Source organism: Pedobacter sp. W3I1, from assembly GCF_030816015.1.
GTDB lineage: Bacteria > Bacteroidota > Bacteroidia > Sphingobacteriales > Sphingobacteriaceae > Pedobacter.
Genome location: NZ_JAUSXN010000001.1, coordinates 6111304 through 6129957 on the forward strand (window position 1 = coordinate 6111304; position 18654 = coordinate 6129957).

The 18654-nt window shown below is 37.7% G+C and carries 21 protein-coding genes; 5 read left to right on the forward strand and 16 right to left on the reverse strand.

Annotation, left to right across the window (positions count from 1 at the left end):
- The first annotated feature begins 65 nt into the window (after window positions 1–65).
- Both QF042_RS25005 and QF042_RS25010 read left to right on the forward strand, forming a co-directional pair.
- The gene (locus QF042_RS25005; RefSeq protein ID WP_307532867.1) at window positions 66–983 is read left to right on the forward strand and encodes a hypothetical protein; all 918 of its coding nucleotides are present in this window, start codon (window positions 66–68) and stop codon (window positions 981–983) included.
- A gap of 300 nt (window positions 984–1283) precedes the next feature.
- Window positions 1284–2600 carry an IS4 family transposase gene (locus QF042_RS25010; protein WP_307532868.1) on the forward strand — a complete coding sequence of 439 codons (1317 nt, stop codon included), beginning with the start codon at window positions 1284–1286 and terminating at the stop codon, window positions 2598–2600.
- A gap of 128 nt (window positions 2601–2728) precedes the next feature.
- Here the strand turns inward: QF042_RS25010 and QF042_RS25015 are convergent, their stop codons facing one another.
- The 4 genes from QF042_RS25015 to QF042_RS25030 form a co-directional block, all read right to left on the reverse strand.
- Window positions 2729–3451, reverse strand: coding sequence for a 2-phosphosulfolactate phosphatase (locus QF042_RS25015; RefSeq protein WP_307532869.1), 723 nt, complete (start codon window positions 3449–3451; stop codon window positions 2729–2731).
- A gap of 74 nt (window positions 3452–3525) precedes the next feature.
- A complete protein-coding gene (gene gcvT, locus QF042_RS25020; RefSeq protein WP_307532870.1) occupies window positions 3526–4605 on the reverse strand; it encodes a glycine cleavage system aminomethyltransferase GcvT in 1080 nt (359 codons plus the stop codon).
- Between the two features lie 203 nt (window positions 4606–4808).
- On the reverse strand, window positions 4809–6011 hold the full coding sequence (locus tag QF042_RS25025; protein WP_307532871.1) for a glycosyltransferase family 4 protein: 1203 nt from the start codon (window positions 6009–6011) through the stop codon (window positions 4809–4811).
- A gap of 22 nt (window positions 6012–6033) precedes the next feature.
- Window positions 6034–6642 carry a ribonuclease HII gene (locus QF042_RS25030; protein ID WP_307532872.1) on the reverse strand — a complete coding sequence of 203 codons (609 nt, stop codon included), beginning with the start codon at window positions 6640–6642 and terminating at the stop codon, window positions 6034–6036.
- 100 nt (window positions 6643–6742) lie between these two features.
- On the opposite strand from QF042_RS25030, the gene QF042_RS25035 reads away from it, so the two are divergent.
- The 3 genes from QF042_RS25035 (at window position 6743) to QF042_RS25045 (ending at window position 8438) form a co-directional block, all read left to right on the forward strand.
- The gene (locus tag QF042_RS25035) at window positions 6743–7081 is read left to right on the forward strand and encodes a TfoX/Sxy family protein (protein ID WP_307532873.1); all 339 of its coding nucleotides are present in this window, start codon (window positions 6743–6745) and stop codon (window positions 7079–7081) included.
- Between the two features lie 89 nt (window positions 7082–7170).
- Entirely contained in the window at window positions 7171–7791 is a 621-nt protein-coding gene (locus QF042_RS25040; RefSeq protein ID WP_307532874.1) for a hypothetical protein, read from the forward strand.
- Between the two features lie 116 nt (window positions 7792–7907).
- Window positions 7908–8438 carry a DUF4251 domain-containing protein gene (locus tag QF042_RS25045; RefSeq protein ID WP_307532875.1) on the forward strand — a complete coding sequence of 177 codons (531 nt, stop codon included), beginning with the start codon at window positions 7908–7910 and terminating at the stop codon, window positions 8436–8438.
- 118 nt (window positions 8439–8556) lie between these two features.
- On the opposite strand, the gene QF042_RS25050 is transcribed toward QF042_RS25045, so the two are convergent.
- From QF042_RS25050 to QF042_RS25105, 12 genes are all read right to left on the reverse strand, one after another.
- Complete coding sequence (locus QF042_RS25050; protein ID WP_307532876.1) at window positions 8557–9639, reverse strand: glutaminyl-peptide cyclotransferase; 1083 nt, start codon at window positions 9637–9639, stop codon at window positions 8557–8559.
- Entirely contained in the window at window positions 9617–9982 is a 366-nt protein-coding gene (locus QF042_RS25055) for a YraN family protein (RefSeq protein WP_307532877.1), read from the reverse strand. Before QF042_RS25055 ends, QF042_RS25050 begins: the two co-directional genes overlap by 23 nt.
- 171 nt (window positions 9983–10153) lie before the next feature.
- On the reverse strand, window positions 10154–12133 hold the full coding sequence (gene dnaG / locus QF042_RS25060; RefSeq protein WP_307532878.1) for a DNA primase: 1980 nt from the start codon (window positions 12131–12133) through the stop codon (window positions 10154–10156).
- Between the two features lie 129 nt (window positions 12134–12262).
- Complete coding sequence (locus QF042_RS25065) at window positions 12263–12862, reverse strand: SGNH/GDSL hydrolase family protein (protein ID WP_307532879.1); 600 nt, start codon at window positions 12860–12862, stop codon at window positions 12263–12265.
- Between the two features lie 80 nt (window positions 12863–12942).
- Window positions 12943–14511: a serine hydrolase gene (locus tag QF042_RS25070; RefSeq protein WP_307532880.1), complete on the reverse strand. Its 1569-nt coding sequence runs from the start codon at window positions 14509–14511 to the stop codon at window positions 12943–12945.
- A gap of 59 nt (window positions 14512–14570) precedes the next feature.
- The gene (locus QF042_RS25075; protein ID WP_307532881.1) at window positions 14571–15248 is read right to left on the reverse strand and encodes a hypothetical protein; all 678 of its coding nucleotides are present in this window, start codon (window positions 15246–15248) and stop codon (window positions 14571–14573) included.
- Window positions 15199–15513, reverse strand: coding sequence for a hypothetical protein (locus QF042_RS25080; protein WP_307532882.1), 315 nt, complete (start codon window positions 15511–15513; stop codon window positions 15199–15201). The genes QF042_RS25075 and QF042_RS25080 overlap by 50 nt, the downstream gene beginning before the upstream one ends.
- A 105-nt stretch (window positions 15514–15618) precedes the next feature.
- Window positions 15619–16803 (reverse strand): M20 family metallopeptidase, encoded by a 1185-nt coding sequence (locus QF042_RS25085; RefSeq protein WP_307532883.1) that lies wholly within the window; start codon window positions 16801–16803, stop codon window positions 15619–15621.
- A complete protein-coding gene (locus tag QF042_RS25090) occupies window positions 16790–17233 on the reverse strand; it encodes an SPOR domain-containing protein (protein WP_307532884.1) in 444 nt (147 codons plus the stop codon). The genes QF042_RS25085 and QF042_RS25090 overlap by 14 nt, the downstream gene beginning before the upstream one ends.
- A gap of 138 nt (window positions 17234–17371) precedes the next feature.
- Window positions 17372–17764 (reverse strand): type II toxin-antitoxin system VapC family toxin, encoded by a 393-nt coding sequence (locus QF042_RS25095; RefSeq protein ID WP_307532885.1) that lies wholly within the window; start codon window positions 17762–17764, stop codon window positions 17372–17374.
- Window positions 17755–17967, reverse strand: coding sequence for a hypothetical protein (locus tag QF042_RS25100; RefSeq protein ID WP_307532886.1), 213 nt, complete (start codon window positions 17965–17967; stop codon window positions 17755–17757). Before QF042_RS25100 ends, QF042_RS25095 begins: the two co-directional genes overlap by 10 nt.
- A 110-nt stretch (window positions 17968–18077) precedes the next feature.
- Complete coding sequence (locus QF042_RS25105) at window positions 18078–18455, reverse strand: PEGA domain-containing protein (protein ID WP_307532887.1); 378 nt, start codon at window positions 18453–18455, stop codon at window positions 18078–18080.
- Between the last annotated feature and the right edge of the window lie 199 nt (window positions 18456–18654).

Consider the following 18654-nt stretch of genomic DNA (forward strand, 5'->3'; position numbering starts at 1 on the left):
ATCATTGCACATAGTGGTTTAAAATGGCCACTATGTGTATTTTGCTGTTATAAAATAAAACAGATATGCTGATCGCTTTGCGGATTTCCTTTATCAAACCATTTTTAGCCTGCTTAACGCTCCTTTTATTCTACCAAACTGCATCTGCACAAGATAATCCCCATAAATGGGAAGTAAAACCTTATTTTGGTATTCAGCAATCTAAATTTGATTGGTCTATAGCAGGTAATGCTGCCGGAACCAGTCCGAATGTCCTATCAGAACTAATCTGGAAAAACCTTAAGGGTCCAAGCTTTGGATTAGATATCAAATACAACTTTACCGATCGGTTCAGCGTAAAAGCCACCAACCAGTACAGCAGCATAACCAAGGGCGAGGCAGAAGATACCGATTACGCTGATGATAACCGGCAAAGTGCCTTTTATTTTGACCTGCTCAATGCAAATAAGGGCTACTTATACGATGCCGGTTTACAGCTCAGTTACCAACTATTGAAGTTTGGGCAATTTAACATTAATCCAATTATTGGGCTTTCATACCATAAGCAAAAATTTCATCTGTTAGAAAGTGCAAATAATCCTGATAGCAAGGGCTTAAACTCTACTTATGAAACAAGATATAAAGGTTTCGATTTTGGAGCAGAATTCGTTTTTAAAGCGAATAAATTTAGTGTAGGTGCCACAGTTTTGGGTGGTTTTTATACTTATTCGGCAAAAGCCAACTGGAATTTAATCCCCGATTTTTCAAAACCTGTAAGCTTTACGCATAAGGCAAACTCCTTTGCATTAAGTGGCGACATTAATCTGGCTGTACCAATAAACAAAAGTTTAGGGGTAGAGGTTGATTATAAGATTAATAACATCAACACTTACATAGGAGTAGATAAAGCTTATTTTAATAGCCGGGCAACAGAGGAAACGCAGTTTAATGGTGCAAATTTTAGAAAAAATGCAGTGATGCTTGGGTTAAATTTTAGCTTTTAATTTTTTAAGGCTATGGTACATCGTCCTCGTTTTCAACCATAGCCGTTAACTTAATTTTTAAAAGTAGATTTTAAGTTGGGAAATAGACAGGGCTTCGCCACTGTGCGAAGCAATTAGATTTTTTCCATATTTGTTTTTTTATTAGTTAAAAGGCGGTTAGTTCTTGGTGGAAGTACCGCCTTTTTCTATTTAAAAATACTATTTTTTTTTAAACAATGTTCGATTTCTTAGGGAAAAAGTGCATTATTTCTATCGTCCGATATTATTTGCGAAAGTTCACTGAATGTTCTTTCCCCAGAGTTGGACCGCCTGCTGGATATTGATGAAGTACGTGCTACTGCACGCAGAACAGGTTTCATGAAACGGTCTTCGAAGCTTGCGCCCGAACATTTCCTGGAGTGCCTGATGTTCGCTGATCTGGAACATGGGCAGCTCAGTCTTCAGAATTCCTGCGATGACATGGTGATACACAACGGTATCCGCGTGAGCAAGGTTGCACTGCATAAACGCTTTAACCAGAGCAGTGTGGAGTTTGTCCAGGCTGTTCTTTCCGATCAGATGCTGACCAGGATGGATTTTGCTGACGCCAGGGACTGGTCAGCCTTTTCAGCTGTTATCATCGCTGACTCCTGTAAATTCCATCTTCCAAAGGGGTTTTCGGAAGCCTATCCGCCTATGGGCCGTTTTGCAGCAGGGAATTCACTTATGAATATCCAGTATGCCCTTGACATTAAGAGCGGCTGCTGGAAAACACTTGATTTCACACGGGCAACAGAGAACGACCAAAGATATTCGGGCGCACACATTGACCGTATAGGCAAGGGTGAGCTACACATCAGAGACCTGGGGTATGTTACCCAGAGCTATCTGTTAGGAATTGCCAGGCGGCAGGCTTATTTCTTAAACAGGCTACATCCCTCCTGTAGACCCGTTGAAGCAGAAACGGGACAGTATATCGACTGGGCAAAAAAATACCAGGCTATGGCTGCTGCAGGACAGAATATAAGTGAGGTCTGCGTAACCATTGGTAAAGGAGATGAAACTGTGGAATGTAGGTTGGTAGCTGTACCTGTACCTCGGGCAGTATGGGAAGAACGGATCAGAAAAGCGAACGTCCAGGCAAAAAGACAGGGTTATGCCCTAACCGATGAATACAAAAACAGGGCAAGGTTCAGTCTGTTCATAACCAATGCAGGAAAAGACAGGCTCGGAACCGAAATGGTGGCCGAGCTATACCGGCTGAGATGGCAGATAGAACTTATGTTCAAGAGCTGGAAATCACTTTTCGGGATCCATAAAGTAAAAGCGGTGAAGAAAGCCCGTCTTGAATGTCAGCTTCTTGCTAAATTGCTCAGGATAGTAGTAAACTGGAAAATATACAAGTGTATCGATTCAATAGCTACCCAAAAGTTTAAAAATCGATCCTGCTCGACATGGAAAGTCTTCAAGCACCTCAGGGTAATCGCACAAGTCATCAGGAAGATGGCAAGAAAAGAAATTAGTGCCCTAAAATGGTATGATCAATACATATACCCAATAATTCAATCACTCTTATTAGAACCTAAAAAAGGAAAAAAAGCAGCATTCCAAATACTAAACGACATATTCAAAGCTTAGGTTAACGGCTATGGTTTTCAACGAGGATGGAGGAGAAAGACGATTTTATCGTCGATAAGAGAGAGCCTAACGATTATTTTAGCCACATTACAAATGTGGTTCTCACTAATCCTCGTTATAAACGAGGACTATGTTACAGGTTTTAAAGCCACCAAACGTTCACCTTCTAGTACCGGAATTGTTTTGCAAAGATTTAGCTGCAAACAGAAAACAACATCTTCTTCTATGTTCAACTGAGCCAGGCGATGGCTATGTGATGATTTGTGAAGGTATTTCCTCAAATCTGTTTTAGCTAAGGCATACAAATCTTCTGCAGCCACACTGGAATCATCAAAATGTTCGAAATTTTGACGGAGCTTATTTACCACCGCGCCAGCAAAAAGGGTATCTTCTAAATTAAACTGATCTTTCCAGCCAGCGCACAATAAAAGCACATTTTTATTCTGGCTTTTCAAATAGTCGCAAAGAGTATCTAAATTCAGGAAAGATCCAATTACAACCTGATAAGCTCTTTTCTGAGCCAAATGCAAGGCTTTAGTTCCATTGGTAGTCGTTAGAACAACCGTTTTCCCATTTACTTTTTCATGGGTATAAGAGAATGGCGAGTTGCCGAAATCGTATCCTTTTACCACCTCTCCATTTCGTTCTGCTGCCAATAAAAATCCGCTATCCCGATAGGTTAAACAATCTTCAACATTAGCTACAGGAATAATCGCTTCAGCACCATTATCTATCCCATAAGTAATAGATGAAGTGGCTCTTAAAATATCGATAACCACCACAATGCTCTGATCGATATCATATAAATCGATTAAGGCCGGCGTTAAACAAACTTCTATTTTTTTTGACATATGTTGAGTATCGAGTACTAAAGTATCAAGTATCAAGACAAATTCATCTCGATACTTGATACTTAATACTTTATCTATTTATAAAAAGGAAATTTAACCACTTTAGCCTTAATTGGTGTATTGCGGATTAAAATAAAAACTTCAGTTCCTTCTTTAGCGAAATCTTTTGCGATGTAGCCCATACCTATTGCTTTTTGTAAAGAAGGTGCCTGAGTACCAGAAGTTACTTTACCGATAATATTTCCTTCGGCATCAGCAATTTCATAATCATGGCGCGGAATACCACGATCGATCATTTCGAAGCCAACCAGTTTCTTTTGAATACCAGCTTCTTTTTGTGCCAATAATGCTTCTGAATTGGTAAAAGATTTAGAAAATTTGGTAATCCAACCTAAACCGGCCTCAATTGGCGAAGTAGTATCATCAATATCATTTCCGTATAAACAGAAACCCATTTCTAAACGTAAAGTATCGCGGGCACCTAAACCAATTGGTTTGATGTTATATGGCGCACCAGCTTCAAAAATAGCATCCCAAATTTGATCCGCATATTGATTTTCGAAATAAATCTCGAAACCACCAGCTCCGGTATATCCTGTTGCAGAAATAACTACGTTATCAACACCAGCAAAGGTACCTTTAACGAAGGTGTAATATTCCATTGATGCCAAATCAACATCAGTTAATGTTTGTAAAGCATCTGCTGCTTTTGGCCCCTGGATGGCTAAAAGAGAGGTTTGATCTGAAATATTGTGCATTTCGACATCTTTCGAATTGAATTGTTGAATCCAGTTCCAATCTTTTTCGATGTTAGAAGCGTTTACCACTAACATGTAGGTTTTATCATCTATTTTGTAAACCAAAAGATCGTCTACAATACCACCGTCTTTGTTTGGCAGGCAAGAGTACTGAACTTTTCCATCATATAATTTAGAAGCATCGTTACTGGTTACGCGCTGTATAAGATCTAATGCATTTTCACCTTTAAGAATAAATTCACCCATGTGGCTTACATCAAAAACACCTACACCGTTACGAACAGTTGCATGTTCAGCGTTAATACCTTCGTAAGTAACAGGCATATTGTAACCTGCAAATGGAACCATTTTAGCGCCTAAAGCGATGTGTTTTTCTGTTAATGCGGTGTTTTTCATCCGTAAATTTATTTTTTTATGATAATGAAGCGATTACAACTGATATGCTGTTGATTATGACGGCTTTATTTGTTATTCTTCCTGGGGGGCAAAACTACTAAGAAAAAGACAAAATTTTGGCGTTAATTTTAAGGAGTTTTTAGATGATTTTTCTAATCATCTGTCATGCTGAACTTGTTTCGCATCTATTAAATTAAAGATACTTAAGCATTCACCAATTCTTCGTAAATCTTAAGCATTTTGCTGGAGATTAAATGCACGCCATGATCGTTTTCGACTGTTTTGCGGGCGTTCTCTCCTATCTCTACCCAACGTTTAGGGTTAATGATACATTGTAAAATTGACCGGTAAAATTCATCTGCAGAATCCGCAATTAAAATATCATGCCCATGCCTGCAGTTAATTCCCTCTGCAGCTGTGGTTGTAGCAATAATGCATTTTTTCATGGCCATGCCTTCAATAATTTTTACCCGCATTCCGGTACCAGAAATTAAAGGAACGATCATAATTGCTTTGGAATTCATAAATTCTACCGCATCGAAAACTTCACCCTCTACGATCAAATTTTCTGAATCGTATTCGAAGAAATGTTTTTGCATATTTTTCCCTGCAATATAAAAACGGAGGTCTTTATTCAGCTTTTCGATATCGGGCCAGATATCATCCAGAAACCATTCTAATCCTTCCTGATTTGGCCTCCAGTCCATCGCACCTAAATGAAAAAGTGTTGGGAAACTGGTTTTACTTTTATCTACTTTGTATTTTTCCAAATCGATGGCAACAGGAAAAACCGACATTGGAATTTCGCAGCCAAACCTCAATATACTTTGGCGATCGGGCTCGGAAATGGCAAAAATCTGGTGAAAACGGTTAATCTGATCGGTTTCATACGCTTTAAGCCGCTGCGCTAAAAAAGCTAAGTATTTGCGCCGAATGAGAAACTTTTCTGAATGAGAAAGACGTTCCCACATCGTAAATTCTATATTATGCGCCCGGTAAATCAGCTTTGCATTGCTATTTGCTTTAACCACATCCAGATAGGGCACAACAAAAAGGCCTTCGAACTGGATGACATCAAATATGTTTTCGCGCAGGAGGTTTTCTAGCTGTCGGGCAGCATCTTCACTATAGTACCTGGAAACATTGTACGATTCATTGGTGAAAATATTAAAAAATGCCGACCATACATTTACATCGGTATCTAAATCGCAGGTATGATATTTAATCTGTTCAAAAATAGGATCGTAGATATCTTCGATATCGATCCGGCCTTTTGTGGGGTTGAGGCTAAACAAAGTAATATCTGCACCAAGCTGCAGCAAACCTTTTATGGTATTATAAACCACGATAGGATAACCACTATTTGGCGGAAAGGGAACCCGCTTAGTAATCAACAGTATTTTCACAATGTTGTGAAAATACGAAATTTTAGGCGTTTTTTGAAAACAGTTCTAACTGAGGATCGCTCACATTAAAAGTTTTGCGGTGAAAAGGAGATAACCCGATTTCAATTACAGCCTTACGATGTGCAATTGTTGGGTATCCTTTATTCTGCTGCCAATTGTAATGTGGAAAATCGACATGCAGATTGGTCATAAATTCATCTCGGTGGGTTTTCGCCAAAATCGATGCCGCCGCAATATTTAAATATTTACCATCTCCCTTGATAATGCAACTATGTGGGATTTGAGGATAGGTTTTGAAACGGTTACCATCAATGACCAGATATTGAGGTTGGGTATGTAATTTTTCAATCGCCCTGTGCATGGCCAAAAAAGAAGCATTTAAAATGTTAATGCGGTCGATTTCTTCATGATCGCAAGAGGCAACGGCCCAGGCTAAAGCTTCTTGTTCGATTATCGGTCTTAATAAAGTTCTTTGCTCATGCGATAATTGTTTGGAATCGTTTAATCCATCCAGCACAAAACCCTTTGGTAAAATCACTGCAGCGGCAAAAACAGGACCTGCGAGGCAACCCCTTCCAGCTTCATCACATCCAGCCTCTAATAATTCTTCCTGATAGCAGTTTAACAACATGTTGCAAATTTACTGAATTAGAGATAGTAAGAAAATTATTTTGTTCAACATCTTTTAAACATTAATTTTAAGAATAATATAACGTGACTGATCTAAGCTCATGAAATACAACGAAACCTTAGCGCTCCGTGTTGCCGAACGTTTAATGCATATACAGGATGTTGAAGAAAAAGAGATGTTTAGTGGGCTTGTTTTTATGGTGAATGGAAAAATGTGTATTGGTGTTTCTAAGAACAGCATGATGGTGAGGCTCGACCCTAATACTTTAGAAAATTTATCTGATAAAGATGGCTGGCAGCAGATGGTGATGGGAGGCAGACCAATGAAAGGTTACATTTCAGTTTCAGAAGATGTTTTAGGCCGGAATGATGAACTGGATTTCTGGGTTAACCTTGCTTTGACCTTCAATCCTTTTGCGAAAGCATCTAAAAAGAAATAATCAATCATACAAGCCATTATTCCACGAGTCTCTCAAAAACTAGCAAGAGCCATATTTTTTGATTAATTTTATCGTTCTAATCAAATTTTATGAAAAAAGGGGCTGCTATAGCGGTATTTCTGCTATCGATTTCACTTAATGTTCTGGCTCAGGTTAAAAGAACTGCATCACAAACATCAACAGAAACTAAAGAAGCAAATACACAACAATTAAGGGTTCAGGCACCGGAAGGGCACTACTGTGATTACTGTAAATTAAATTATCCGGAATCGCATTTCCCTTGCATTATGAAATCTATTAAAGGTACGCTAGATGTAACCACTGGCGAGGTAAGTTTTGTGGCCGGGCAACCTATAGGCGGTATTGTGGTTAAAGGTGGCAAAAACCCTGGAGGCAACACCATTACACTAGTGACCAACCAAAACGGAGAAATAGAATTTAATAATACCGGCACAGGGAATTATAAATTTATCATTTCAGTACCTTCCACTAATCCCAAATCGCGGGTAGCAGGATCACCAATCGGGGGAATAATTGTTAAAGGTGGTAAGAATCCTGGTGGAAGTTTAATTACGTTAATTACAAACGAAAATGGCGAAATAGAATTCAATAATCTTCCTGTGGGGGTATGTATAAATTCACTGCAATGGGGGCTTCTGAAACTGAGAAAAGCAATCCTTTATATAAATCGAGTTATTCGGAAAAGGTAAACCCTTTATATAAAAACTAAATCGTTAAATTTACGTTACGTTGCATTTTTTGGCACTATTATGGAATCTTTCAAGTCTGTGCATCTTTAAATTGTTACACATTTAAAACACACATTATGAAACGTTTAAATTTAATATTGAGCCTTGCACTTCTTTCGCTTGGACTTCAATCTTTTTCTCAAACCAATAAAGAAACTACTTTGAAAATTGTAGCAGATAAAAATTATACTTTTGTTGCCAATACCGCCATGCCGATGTCGAACAATGACATTAACAGAGTATTAGCGATGATGCCTGGTAGTCAGGGTGGTTCTTCTATAAACCTGACGGGTTCGCAATACGATGTGAGGGTTACCAAAGACAGTATTGTGGCTTATTTGCCTTATTTTGGAAGATCTTTTTCTGCTCCGATGGATCCTACACAGGGTGGTATTAAATTTACCTCAAAAGATTTTACCTATACAGAATCGAAGAATAAAAAAGGATCGTACACCATCCAGATTAATACCAAGGATGTGAAAAGAGAAAATTATAGGTTTACCATCAACATCTCAACCAATGGTTATGCATCTTTAACGGCGAGCAGTGTAAATAAACAACCGATCATTTTTAACGGTTATTTAGATGAACCGAAGAAAAAGGATTAGAAATAGATAAAATTTCACTCTATGATCGTCATTTCGAGCGGAGTGCAACGCAGCCGAGAAATCTATCTTTACAGATCTCTCCATTTCGCTTCGCTTCAGTCGAGATGACGATTTACACTTATTTCTTAATCAGTTCAATCTGAAAAATATATGGCCATTTTTTACCTGCTACAAAAAGTCTTTTAGTTGCTTTATCATAAGCGATGCCATTTAATACATTATTGGCTTTTTCATCTTCGGTTTTAAAGTAATCGGCTGGCAATAAGCCTGATAAATCGATCTTGCTTTCTACGGCACCCGTTTCTGGGTTAATAATTAAAATATCATTGGTGGTGTAAACATTTGCATAAATTTTACCGTCAATGATTTCCAGTTCATTTAAATTTTGAATTGGGCCTTTATTATCAAAAACATCAATTGAACCCACTTTTTGATAGGTATCTTTATTCAGGAAAAAGATGGTATTCGAACCATCGGTATTCAATACTTTCTCTCCATCAAAAGCCAGGCCCCAGCCTTCTCTACCTGTGGTATAAGAAAACTCAGATAATTTCTTGAAAGTGGCTTTATCATACACAAAACCAACTTTTTCGCGGTAAGTTAACTGAATAATCTTATTGCCGATCACGGTTATACCTTCGCCAAAATACTGCTTATCTAAATCTGCTTTCTGAAGGATTTTGCCTGTAGACGGTTCTACTTTACGTAAGCTGGAATGACCGTAATCCCCAGCACTTTCATAGAAAAAGCCATCATGATATTCTAAACCCTCTACGTAAGAGGAGGTATCGTGAGGCAAGGTTTTGATCACTTTGTAGGTATATTCCGTTGGCGCCTGGGCTGCCAACACATTAATATTCGAGGTTAAATCTTCTGATTTCCCTGAGCCAAATATTTTTGCTGTTAATAAGTGATTACCCAATTTTAAACCCGCTGTTTTAAGTTTGATAGCTGAAGTATCAGTTTTTGAGATGATCTTAACCGTATCGATTAAATAAACTACAGAGTCTACTTTTTGTTCAGGTCCGAACTGCACTTTCACATCAAATTCGTTTCCCGATGGAACATTTAGACCTGTCATTGGTGAAAGAAAGCTACGGTAAGTTGTGGTAGAACTGTCTTTACAAGAACTTACGAATGCAAGTGCAATTCCGATAAATATTAAATTTTTAGTAAGGTTAATCTTCAGGCCAAAATGCATCTTCAATATGATTTAAATTATAATTTTTATTTTTTGTAAATGTAATAGCAATAATATCAAAACGGATATCATTTTGATGGTTCATTATTTCAATATAGGCATTAGCGGCCAATTCCATCTGAATTTGCTTGGCTTTATGCACAAATTCTTCAGGTTCGCCAAAAGCAATAGAGCTACGAGATTTAACCTCTACAAAAACCATAATGCCATTTTTATAAACAATTAAATCCACTTCGGCTTTACCATAGGTCCAGTTTTCATCTAAAATTTCGTATCCTTTATCTTCCAGATACCGTTTGGCAATACTTTCGCCTTCTTTACCTAAATCGTTATGGAGCGCCATACCTAATAATTATTAAATGAGTGAGTTATCGAATGAGTGAATGTTTATTTCAAATGTATTATAAAATGATAAATGTTGAATGTTCCGAGCATCCCTATTCTATCCTTTAATCATTCTCTCATTCAGTCGCTTTTCATCATTCTCTCATTCACTCAATCAATCATTCTCTAATTATTTAACAATAACAGAACCCAAGAACTTAGAGATTTCCCTTTCCACACCTTTAATTACACCATAACGCTGCATTAAGATCATTTGGTTATCCTCATTCTTTTCTTCTTTTATCTCCTTCAACAGATTCATCAATATCTTTTCGACTTTACGTTTTTTAAGGTGAAAAATGCCACCTAAAATAGTCGCTTTTAAATTCATCGTTTCATCCTTAACATAAATAAGATGTTTATTTAACCAGTTCTCACTTAACGCATATTCTGAGGTTGAAAGTGTAATGGCCAAATCGGCAATATCTCTATCCTCATGTTTTACAAAGTGATTCGATGTGGGTAAGCGGCCGTTATCGATTTCTGATTTATAATAATCGATAATTCTTTTACAAAGTGGGTCATCAAATTCTACATCGCTCAGGTTCTGCATAATGAAAGAGCCAATGTACATATCATCAATTTTATCCCAGTTCACAAACTCGTGCCCAAAAGCCAGTAATAAACGTACAATTTCCTTTTCCTGATGCTCATTTTCTTCTACAGGTGTTTCATGGCCCATCGGGCCTGCGCTATCATCCCACAAATCATCTGGTGGACCAAGTGGTTCAGGTGCACCTGAAGAATAAGATTTTGGACTTGAAGAAGGATTTGCGCGTTGATTGCTATCAAAACTTTTCTTAAGCTTGGCCGAGCGCATTTTATTTAATTCGCTCAGTAAGATATGCTCATCTATTTCGAGTAAACTGCTACACTCACGAATAAAAACAGAAGCTTTAATTGGGTCAGGGATTTTGGCAATACTCTCCACAATATCGCGGATAATGCCTGCTCTTTTAATCGGATCATTGCCCGCATCTTTAAGCAATACATTTGCCTTATATAAAATAAAGTCTTTTCTGTTTTGTTCGAGATAGGTTTTAAATGCACCCGCACCAACATGGTGCATATAAGAATCAGGATCGTGGCCATCAGGGAATGAAACAATCTTCACGTTCAGTCCTTCTTCCAAAATCATATCCAAACCACGGAGGGAGGCTTTAATCCCCGCAGCATCGCCATCAAATAAAATGGTAATGTTCTGGGTAAAACGCCCGATCAGTTTGATCTGCTCTACTGTTAACGAAGTACCCGAAGAGGCCACTACGTTTTCTATTCCGGCCTGATGTACAGAAAGCACATCGGCATAACCTTCCGCAAGGTAACAGTTATCCAAATCGCGAATGGCTTTTTTGGCATGAAACAAGCCATAAAGCACATTCGACTTGTGGTAAATTTCGCTTTCTGGTGAGTTTACATACTTAGGAACATTTTTATCTGTCTTTAAAGTCCTACCTCCAAAACCGATAATCCTACCTGTAAAATTGTGGATCGGAAACATGACCCGACCGCGAAAGCGATCATAAATTTTGCCGTTATCGTTTTTGATCGATAATCCGGTGGCTTCTAAAAATTCTAATTTATGGCCTGCATTAATCGCACTTTGGGTCATCGCATCCCAAACATCAGGCGAATATCCCACCTCGAATTTCTTCAGGATGTCTTCCCTAAAGCCACGCTCTTTAAAATAACTCAAGCCAATACCCTTGCCTTCGTCGGTTTCCCAAAGCTGTTTTACAAAAAATGCAGCGGCATATTGTGAAACAATGTAAAGACTTTCCTTCGCGCTTTGTGCTTCGGCATCCTGAGGACTTAGTTCGGCTTCCTCAACTTCTATATTGTATTTATTGGCTAAAAATTTAAGTGCTTCAGGATATGAATATTTTTCATGATCCATAATGAAACGCACCGAATCGCCTCCTTTGCCACAACCAAAACATTTATAAATGCCTTTGGTTACGGATACGTGAAAGGAAGGTGTTTTTTCGCCGTGAAAAGGGCAATTACCAATTAAACTGGTTCCGCGTTTTTTTAAGTGCACAAAATCCCCAACTACCTCCTCGATACGGGCGGTATCCATTATCTTATCTATTGTTTCGCGGTTTATCATATACGCACAGCTCTTTCCTCTTCTTAATTAACCACAAAGATAACAGAGAAAAAACACAAAGAACACAGAGAAAAATTTCTTTGTGTTCTTTGCGAAAATACTTTGCGCACTTTGCGGTTCTAAAGCCTATTACTTCACCAAAGGCAACAACTGGTCGGCAACCAATTTATTACCCGTTTCATTTAAATGCACTCTATCAACGGTTAAAATGCCTTTTTCTTTATCCTCCGGATTATTTTTCGCTTCGTATTCCGTAAAAACCTTTCTTAAATCGCATACAGGAAGATTATTTTTTGCGGCTAATGTTCTAATCCCTTCAGCATATTTATTCAAATCGGCATCTAACTCATTGGTGCCATCTTTTTTCTCACCAACAACCGATGGAGTAACCAATACCACTTTGCTACCTACACCCTGAATTTTATTAATCAGGGCCTGGTAAAACTTTAAATATTTGTCGTAATCGGTTCCCGTATGAGATGATTGTTTATGCCAAACGTCATTAATTCCCACGTAAATCACCACTAAATCAGGCTTCTTATTTAATACATCATCTTCTAAGCGCAGGTATAAATCGTAAACTTTGTTGCCACCTATTCCGGCCCCGATTACATCATATTTAGTAGAATCGAGCGATTTTTTGATCAGGGTTACATATCCATTTTTAGAAAGGCCCTGCTGGGTAATCGAATCGCCAAAGAAGATAATCCGTTTTGGTTTAAATGTCATTGATGTGAATGCAATTAAGCAAAAGCTTAGTAAAATACTCGTTTTCAATAGTGTTTTCATTTTGTGTATAATTGGTTAGGTTATTTTTTATCGGCCTTTTTAAAATCCAGGTCCTGGAAATCGAAACTAAAATCGGTTAGCGGCGAAATCGCTTCAATTTTAAAACCATCGGCTACTGCATTGTTATCTAAACTAAAATTAACAAATGCATCGGCATCTAAACTTCTATCATACCATTTTACAATAAAGGTATTTCCCTTGTAGTAAGTCATGTCGCCTTTCAATTTTGGCGCATTCTTAGCCTGAAAATGCATCTTGCCATTTACTTCACTAATGCTTACGTCGCCAAACCACAAATCGTGGAAAGTTCCATAGTAGTTTTTAGCATCTGGTTTAGTAGCCGACAGTTTTTGTTGAGTTGCAATATCGTTCCAAACCTTGCTTACCATTTCATCGGCCTGTTTTTCGTTTTTAAGTCTGTTATTGTTATAGGTTTTAATCCTGTCTTGTCCTTTAATACCCAGGTAACCATCTTTAATTGAATTTGTAATTGCATTAAATGCGGCACCCGACTGCTGGTTGGTTAATACAATGATTCCCAATTTCATCTCCGGGAAAATTGTTACCTGTGTTACAATACCTGACAGACCGCCCGTATGCGTCGCTTGGAAATTACCATTCACATTACTCAAAAACCAACCCAGACCATAACTGCTGAAAGCGGCTGGATTACCTCCCGCGATAATGGTCTGTGGTGTCCAAAGTTCTCTTGCAACAGCAGGACTGAATAATTTCTTGTCCAATGCCTCACCGTATTTCCCCCCATTAATCATGGCCATTACCCATTTGCTCATATCGGTAACATTCGAATAAATCCCACCCGCAGCATTTGCAATCTCTCCGAAGCTTAAACCTACTGGAAGCAGTTTGCCCTGGTAAGGTGCATGACCATCAATTACATTCGATTTGTCTTTTAAGCGGTACCAGGAAGCTGCCGTTTTGGTCATACCTAATGGTTTAATAATTCTGCTTTCTATAAAATCTTCATAGGTAATACCTGACACTCTTGCTACTACATCGCCTGCAACAATGTACATCAGGTTATCGTAATCATATTTGGTACGGAAAGAAGAAACTGGCTTTAAATAACGGAGGTTGTGGATCAATTGCTTTTTATCAACTGTTGATGAATCTGGCCAGATCATTAAATCACCTGCACCCAAACCTAAACCACTGCGGTGCGTAAGCAGATCCCGGATGGTAAATTCGCTGGTTACATAGGCATCGTACATTTTAAACTCCGGAATTACATCGGTAACTTTAGTATCCCAGGTAATTTTCTTTTCATCAACCAGCATACCCAAAGCGGCAGCGGTAAATGCTTTTGTATTCGATGCCACACCAAAAAGCGTATTTTCATCAACCTTTTTATTGGTTTTGATTGAACTTACCCCATAACCTTTTAAATGGATTATTTTACCGTCTTTGATTACAGAAACTGCAATTCCGGGAACGTTAAAGGTAGTAAGCGTTTTTTCTACCACACTATCGATCTGTTTTGAAGTGAGCACCTGTGCATGCACGTGAAGGGCCAAAAACAGAGATAAAGCAAATGATATTTTAAATTTCAATGAAGAAAAGAGTTGCATATTGATCGGTTTAAATAATCGTTTAAAGATAATAAATCTTTTAGGCGATAGTCAAATCCTTATTTACCCTTTTCAAGTTTATAATCTTTGTGTACGATTAAAAAACTTGCCCGTTCTTCTTTTTTGAAAGGATAATCCCAGTTACCCTGATAAGTGATTTTGGTTGGTAATTTATCTTCTCCGAAATAGCCCATTTCGATATTCATCTGCACATCAAAATCGAACAGCATGTTGCTGTATTTCATATCAACGTAACGGCCAAGAATATTAAAATTACGCTTATCGAAAATGGTCACCAATTCTTTGATCATGATGCCATCTTTTGTCCAGCTGCTTAAATCAGGTTTAACCGAAACCTTAAAGCGATACACCGGAATTGAATCTAAATAAGTACCGCTGGTGAAACCATAATCGTAATACTGGCGCATATTGGCCGAAAATATTTCGGTTTTACTTCCAATAAAAGGCACTTTTACCGGACGGCCAGGATTGAAGATTAGTGTTTTGAGTTTGTCTTTATAACTTTCATTTGTTCCACCTTTTCCATCCGGTTTAGGAGCATTGGGTACAAAATCAGTATTGTAGGCATTCATAAAAATGTAATCGAACATTTCTACGGTATAAAGCTGGTATTTTCCGTTTTTCTTGTAAATTTTCCCGGTATCCTGTTTTACCAGATACTCCATTTTATAAGGGCCCACTGTTATTATGACGAATTTTACGGTAAATTTTTCCATCAACCTTGTTCTTTTTGTCATAACTGTAAATCCTGTTTTCGGCAATAAAAGTATAACGTTTCATATCCCTAAACGACTGATAAAAGGAAGTGTCGTACATCACCTTTCTGATAAATGTTTCTACATTCAACTTTTCGGCTTTGATATTTACTGCCGAATCGAGCGTAATGGTTTTAATTGTATCAGGATTAAAGCGGTTGATTTCCTGCGCAAAACCTTTATAAAAGAGTGACGTTAACAATAGAAGAAAAAATACTTTTTTCATGAAAAATGGAATATTTAAAAGGTAAAATGGAAGAAGATTAATGTAAGAAGGAAAATGGAATGAGAATTAATGCCATTATCCATCTTAAATATTTACATAACCACTCTAATTTCCTAGTTGTTTTAAAGCAATATAAGCCATTAATCCTGTTGATATTTTCAAAGCATCTTCATCAATATCAAATCTTGGTGTATGAACAGAATATTGTGTGTCTTTTGCTGCGTTCCCAGTACCTAAACGATAAAAACATGCATCTGTTACCTGCGAGTAGAAAGAAAAATCTTCGGCAGCCATCCAGATATCTAAATCAACCACATTGTCTTTACCCAAAAATTCTTCGGCAAAAGCTCTTGCATTTGCGGTTAATTTTTCTTCGTTGATTAAAAACGGATAACCTCTATGAATATCAAAATCGCAGCTTCCCCCCATGCTTTCGGCCATTCCTTCGGCCATCTTTTTCATACGTTTGTGCGCTTCATCTCTCCAGTTTTCATCCAGGGTTCTAAATGTTCCTTCGATTTTAACCTCATTCGGGATAATGTTAGTTGCACCATTGGCAATTACTTTACCAAAAGATAAAACGGATGGCAATCTAGGATCGGCGTTACGGCTAACAATTTGTTGTAAGGCAACGATGATGTGTGATGCGATTAAAACAGGATCGATATTTTGATGAGGTTGTGCACCATGACCGCCTTTTCCAGTTACAGTAACATACAGCTCATCGGTTGAGGCCATGTAAATCCCTGAGCGGAATCCTACCTTACCTGCATCAATCATTGGCATTACATGCTGACCAACGATGTAGTCAGGTTTTGGATTCTCCAATACACCTTCTTTAATCATGATGCTCGCTCCGCCTGGCAATAACTCCTCTGCGGGTTGAAAGATTAACTTAATCGTTCCACCGAATTCATCTTTCATTTGATTTAGGATATGAGCTGTTCCTAACAGAGAAGAAGTATGCACATCATGTCCGCAGGCATGCATTACGCCATGGTTTTTAGAACGATAAGGCTTGTCATTGGTTTCGTGGATAGGTAAAGCATCCATATCGGCACGTAAGGCAATAACTTTATCAGATGGCTGATTGCCTTTAATTAAACCTACCACGCCCGTATTGGCACAGTCGGTATATTCAATTCCCCATTTTTTTAATTTATCCTTGATGAACAATGAAGTTTCGAATTCTTTGAAAGATAATTCAGGATGGGCATGGATATGTTGACGATAGCCTACTACATCATTAAAAATGTTAGCGGCCAGTTCTTGGATTTTATTTTTGATCATTGGTTGTTGTGGTATCTAAACTTGGTGCATTAATTTTTTCCCTAAAAATAAACAGTGTGGGGAAATTTGGTCTAAGCTCATTGATGAGGCGCTGCGCTTCCAGCCGTGTTCTAAAATCGCCAACCCGAACATAATAGTTGGGTTCTTTATAAACGAGGTAAGTATTTAATTTAGGATAAAGCCCCTTAAACCTGGCCTGTTCGTTAAAAACTTCGCGCCGGTCGGAGCCATAAAAGATCTGCACCCGGTAACCATAGGCCGAAACAATCGGTTTACCAGGTTTTACCTCGCCAGAAGTTTTATAAACTTGTAACCGTTTGGCAATTAAACTATCAATTAAAGGGTCTTTTATAACGATTACCTCTCCTTTTTGCGCGAAAGCAGTGATAAAAAGGAACAAACAGCATATAAAAGTTAATATTGTTTTCATGTATAAAAACCCCGGCATTTAGTGAACAGATGAATAACCTATCATCTCATTTCTTCTTAACAACAAGAATGCCGAAATCGTTGCAAAAATCGGCATTCTTTATGGGTTAAGCAAATAGTTCTTATTTGGGTTGAAATCTTACTGTTCGTAAGGATTAGAAACCTTTATACCAGGTACCTTATCAAAGTCTTTAGTATTTCTTGTTATAAGGGTAAGTTTATTTACGATCGCTGTTGCTGCAATTATCGCATCCGGCAATTTGAGATTGTAATGTTTTCGTATTTCTGCAGTTTGATCTTTTATATCTTGATCAAGTTCATACACATAAGAATCTTTAATAAAGTTTCTAAGTGTTAATAAATCATTATCGCTAGCTGATTTCCAACAAAGAAGCTCAATTTCTGTGACTGCTGAAATGGCGGGTTGAGAAGTTGATATAATATTATCAATAAATTTTTCAGCGCTTGGCGTAAATTGCCTCTGAAGGAAATAAATAACTGTATTCGTATCCCAAAGATAATTTACTCCCACTCGTTACGGATACTATTTAATTGATCATCTACATCCGAAATTGGCTGTTTTTGCATCGCTCCCTTATATTTCGAGATTAAATCTGTATTTGATATGTTTGGAGTATCAGATTCTTTTCTGAGACGAATAACTTTGAGCAGCTCCAAATCTTTCAAAAGATTCAATGCTTTATCGTTTAAAATATCTAATGTTATAGTTCTCATATTCAAAAATACTAAAAATATATCTTGATGTCAAGACGCAAAGACGTCAATGCAAAAAGCCGGATTCCTCTCGAAATCCGGCTATAAATTATTTTATTCAAGAATATCTATTAATTAGCTTTTTTAGGTTCCAATGTAAATTCGTAAACTTTTGGATCATATTTCATCATTGCTCCTGTAGCAGCATCAACAATAAATCCTGGAATAAACAAGAAATTTACTACAGATACGGCATTAAATGTGGTTTGGGGCTGAAATGTTTTGGTTTCATAACCATCAAGTTTTAAACTGATGGTTTGTCCGGTAAACCCTTTCTTTAGCGTTACGGCCATTGGTGTAACACCTGTTTTAACACCATCTACTTCGATAGCAGCGGCAGGTGGGTTTGAGTTAATTTGAACGGTTTGGGTGGTTCCCGTAAAAATAGTGGCGCAGCTCGATAGCAGCAGTGTCGCTGAAACAGCGGCAATGTTAAAAATTCTTTTCATTTGTGTGTATGTGTTGTGTGTGTTCTTACTCTTATGGCTTTTCAGTTACGCCCCGTTTTTTATGGTTTCCGGACTCCATTTTTAAGTTTATTGATCATTAAGAAATTGCCTACCAATTTCAACTGACCGTCATTAAATATAGGTGTTTCTTTAAGAATTAAAAATTTAGTTATAAAAAAAGCCCCAACAAATGTTGAGG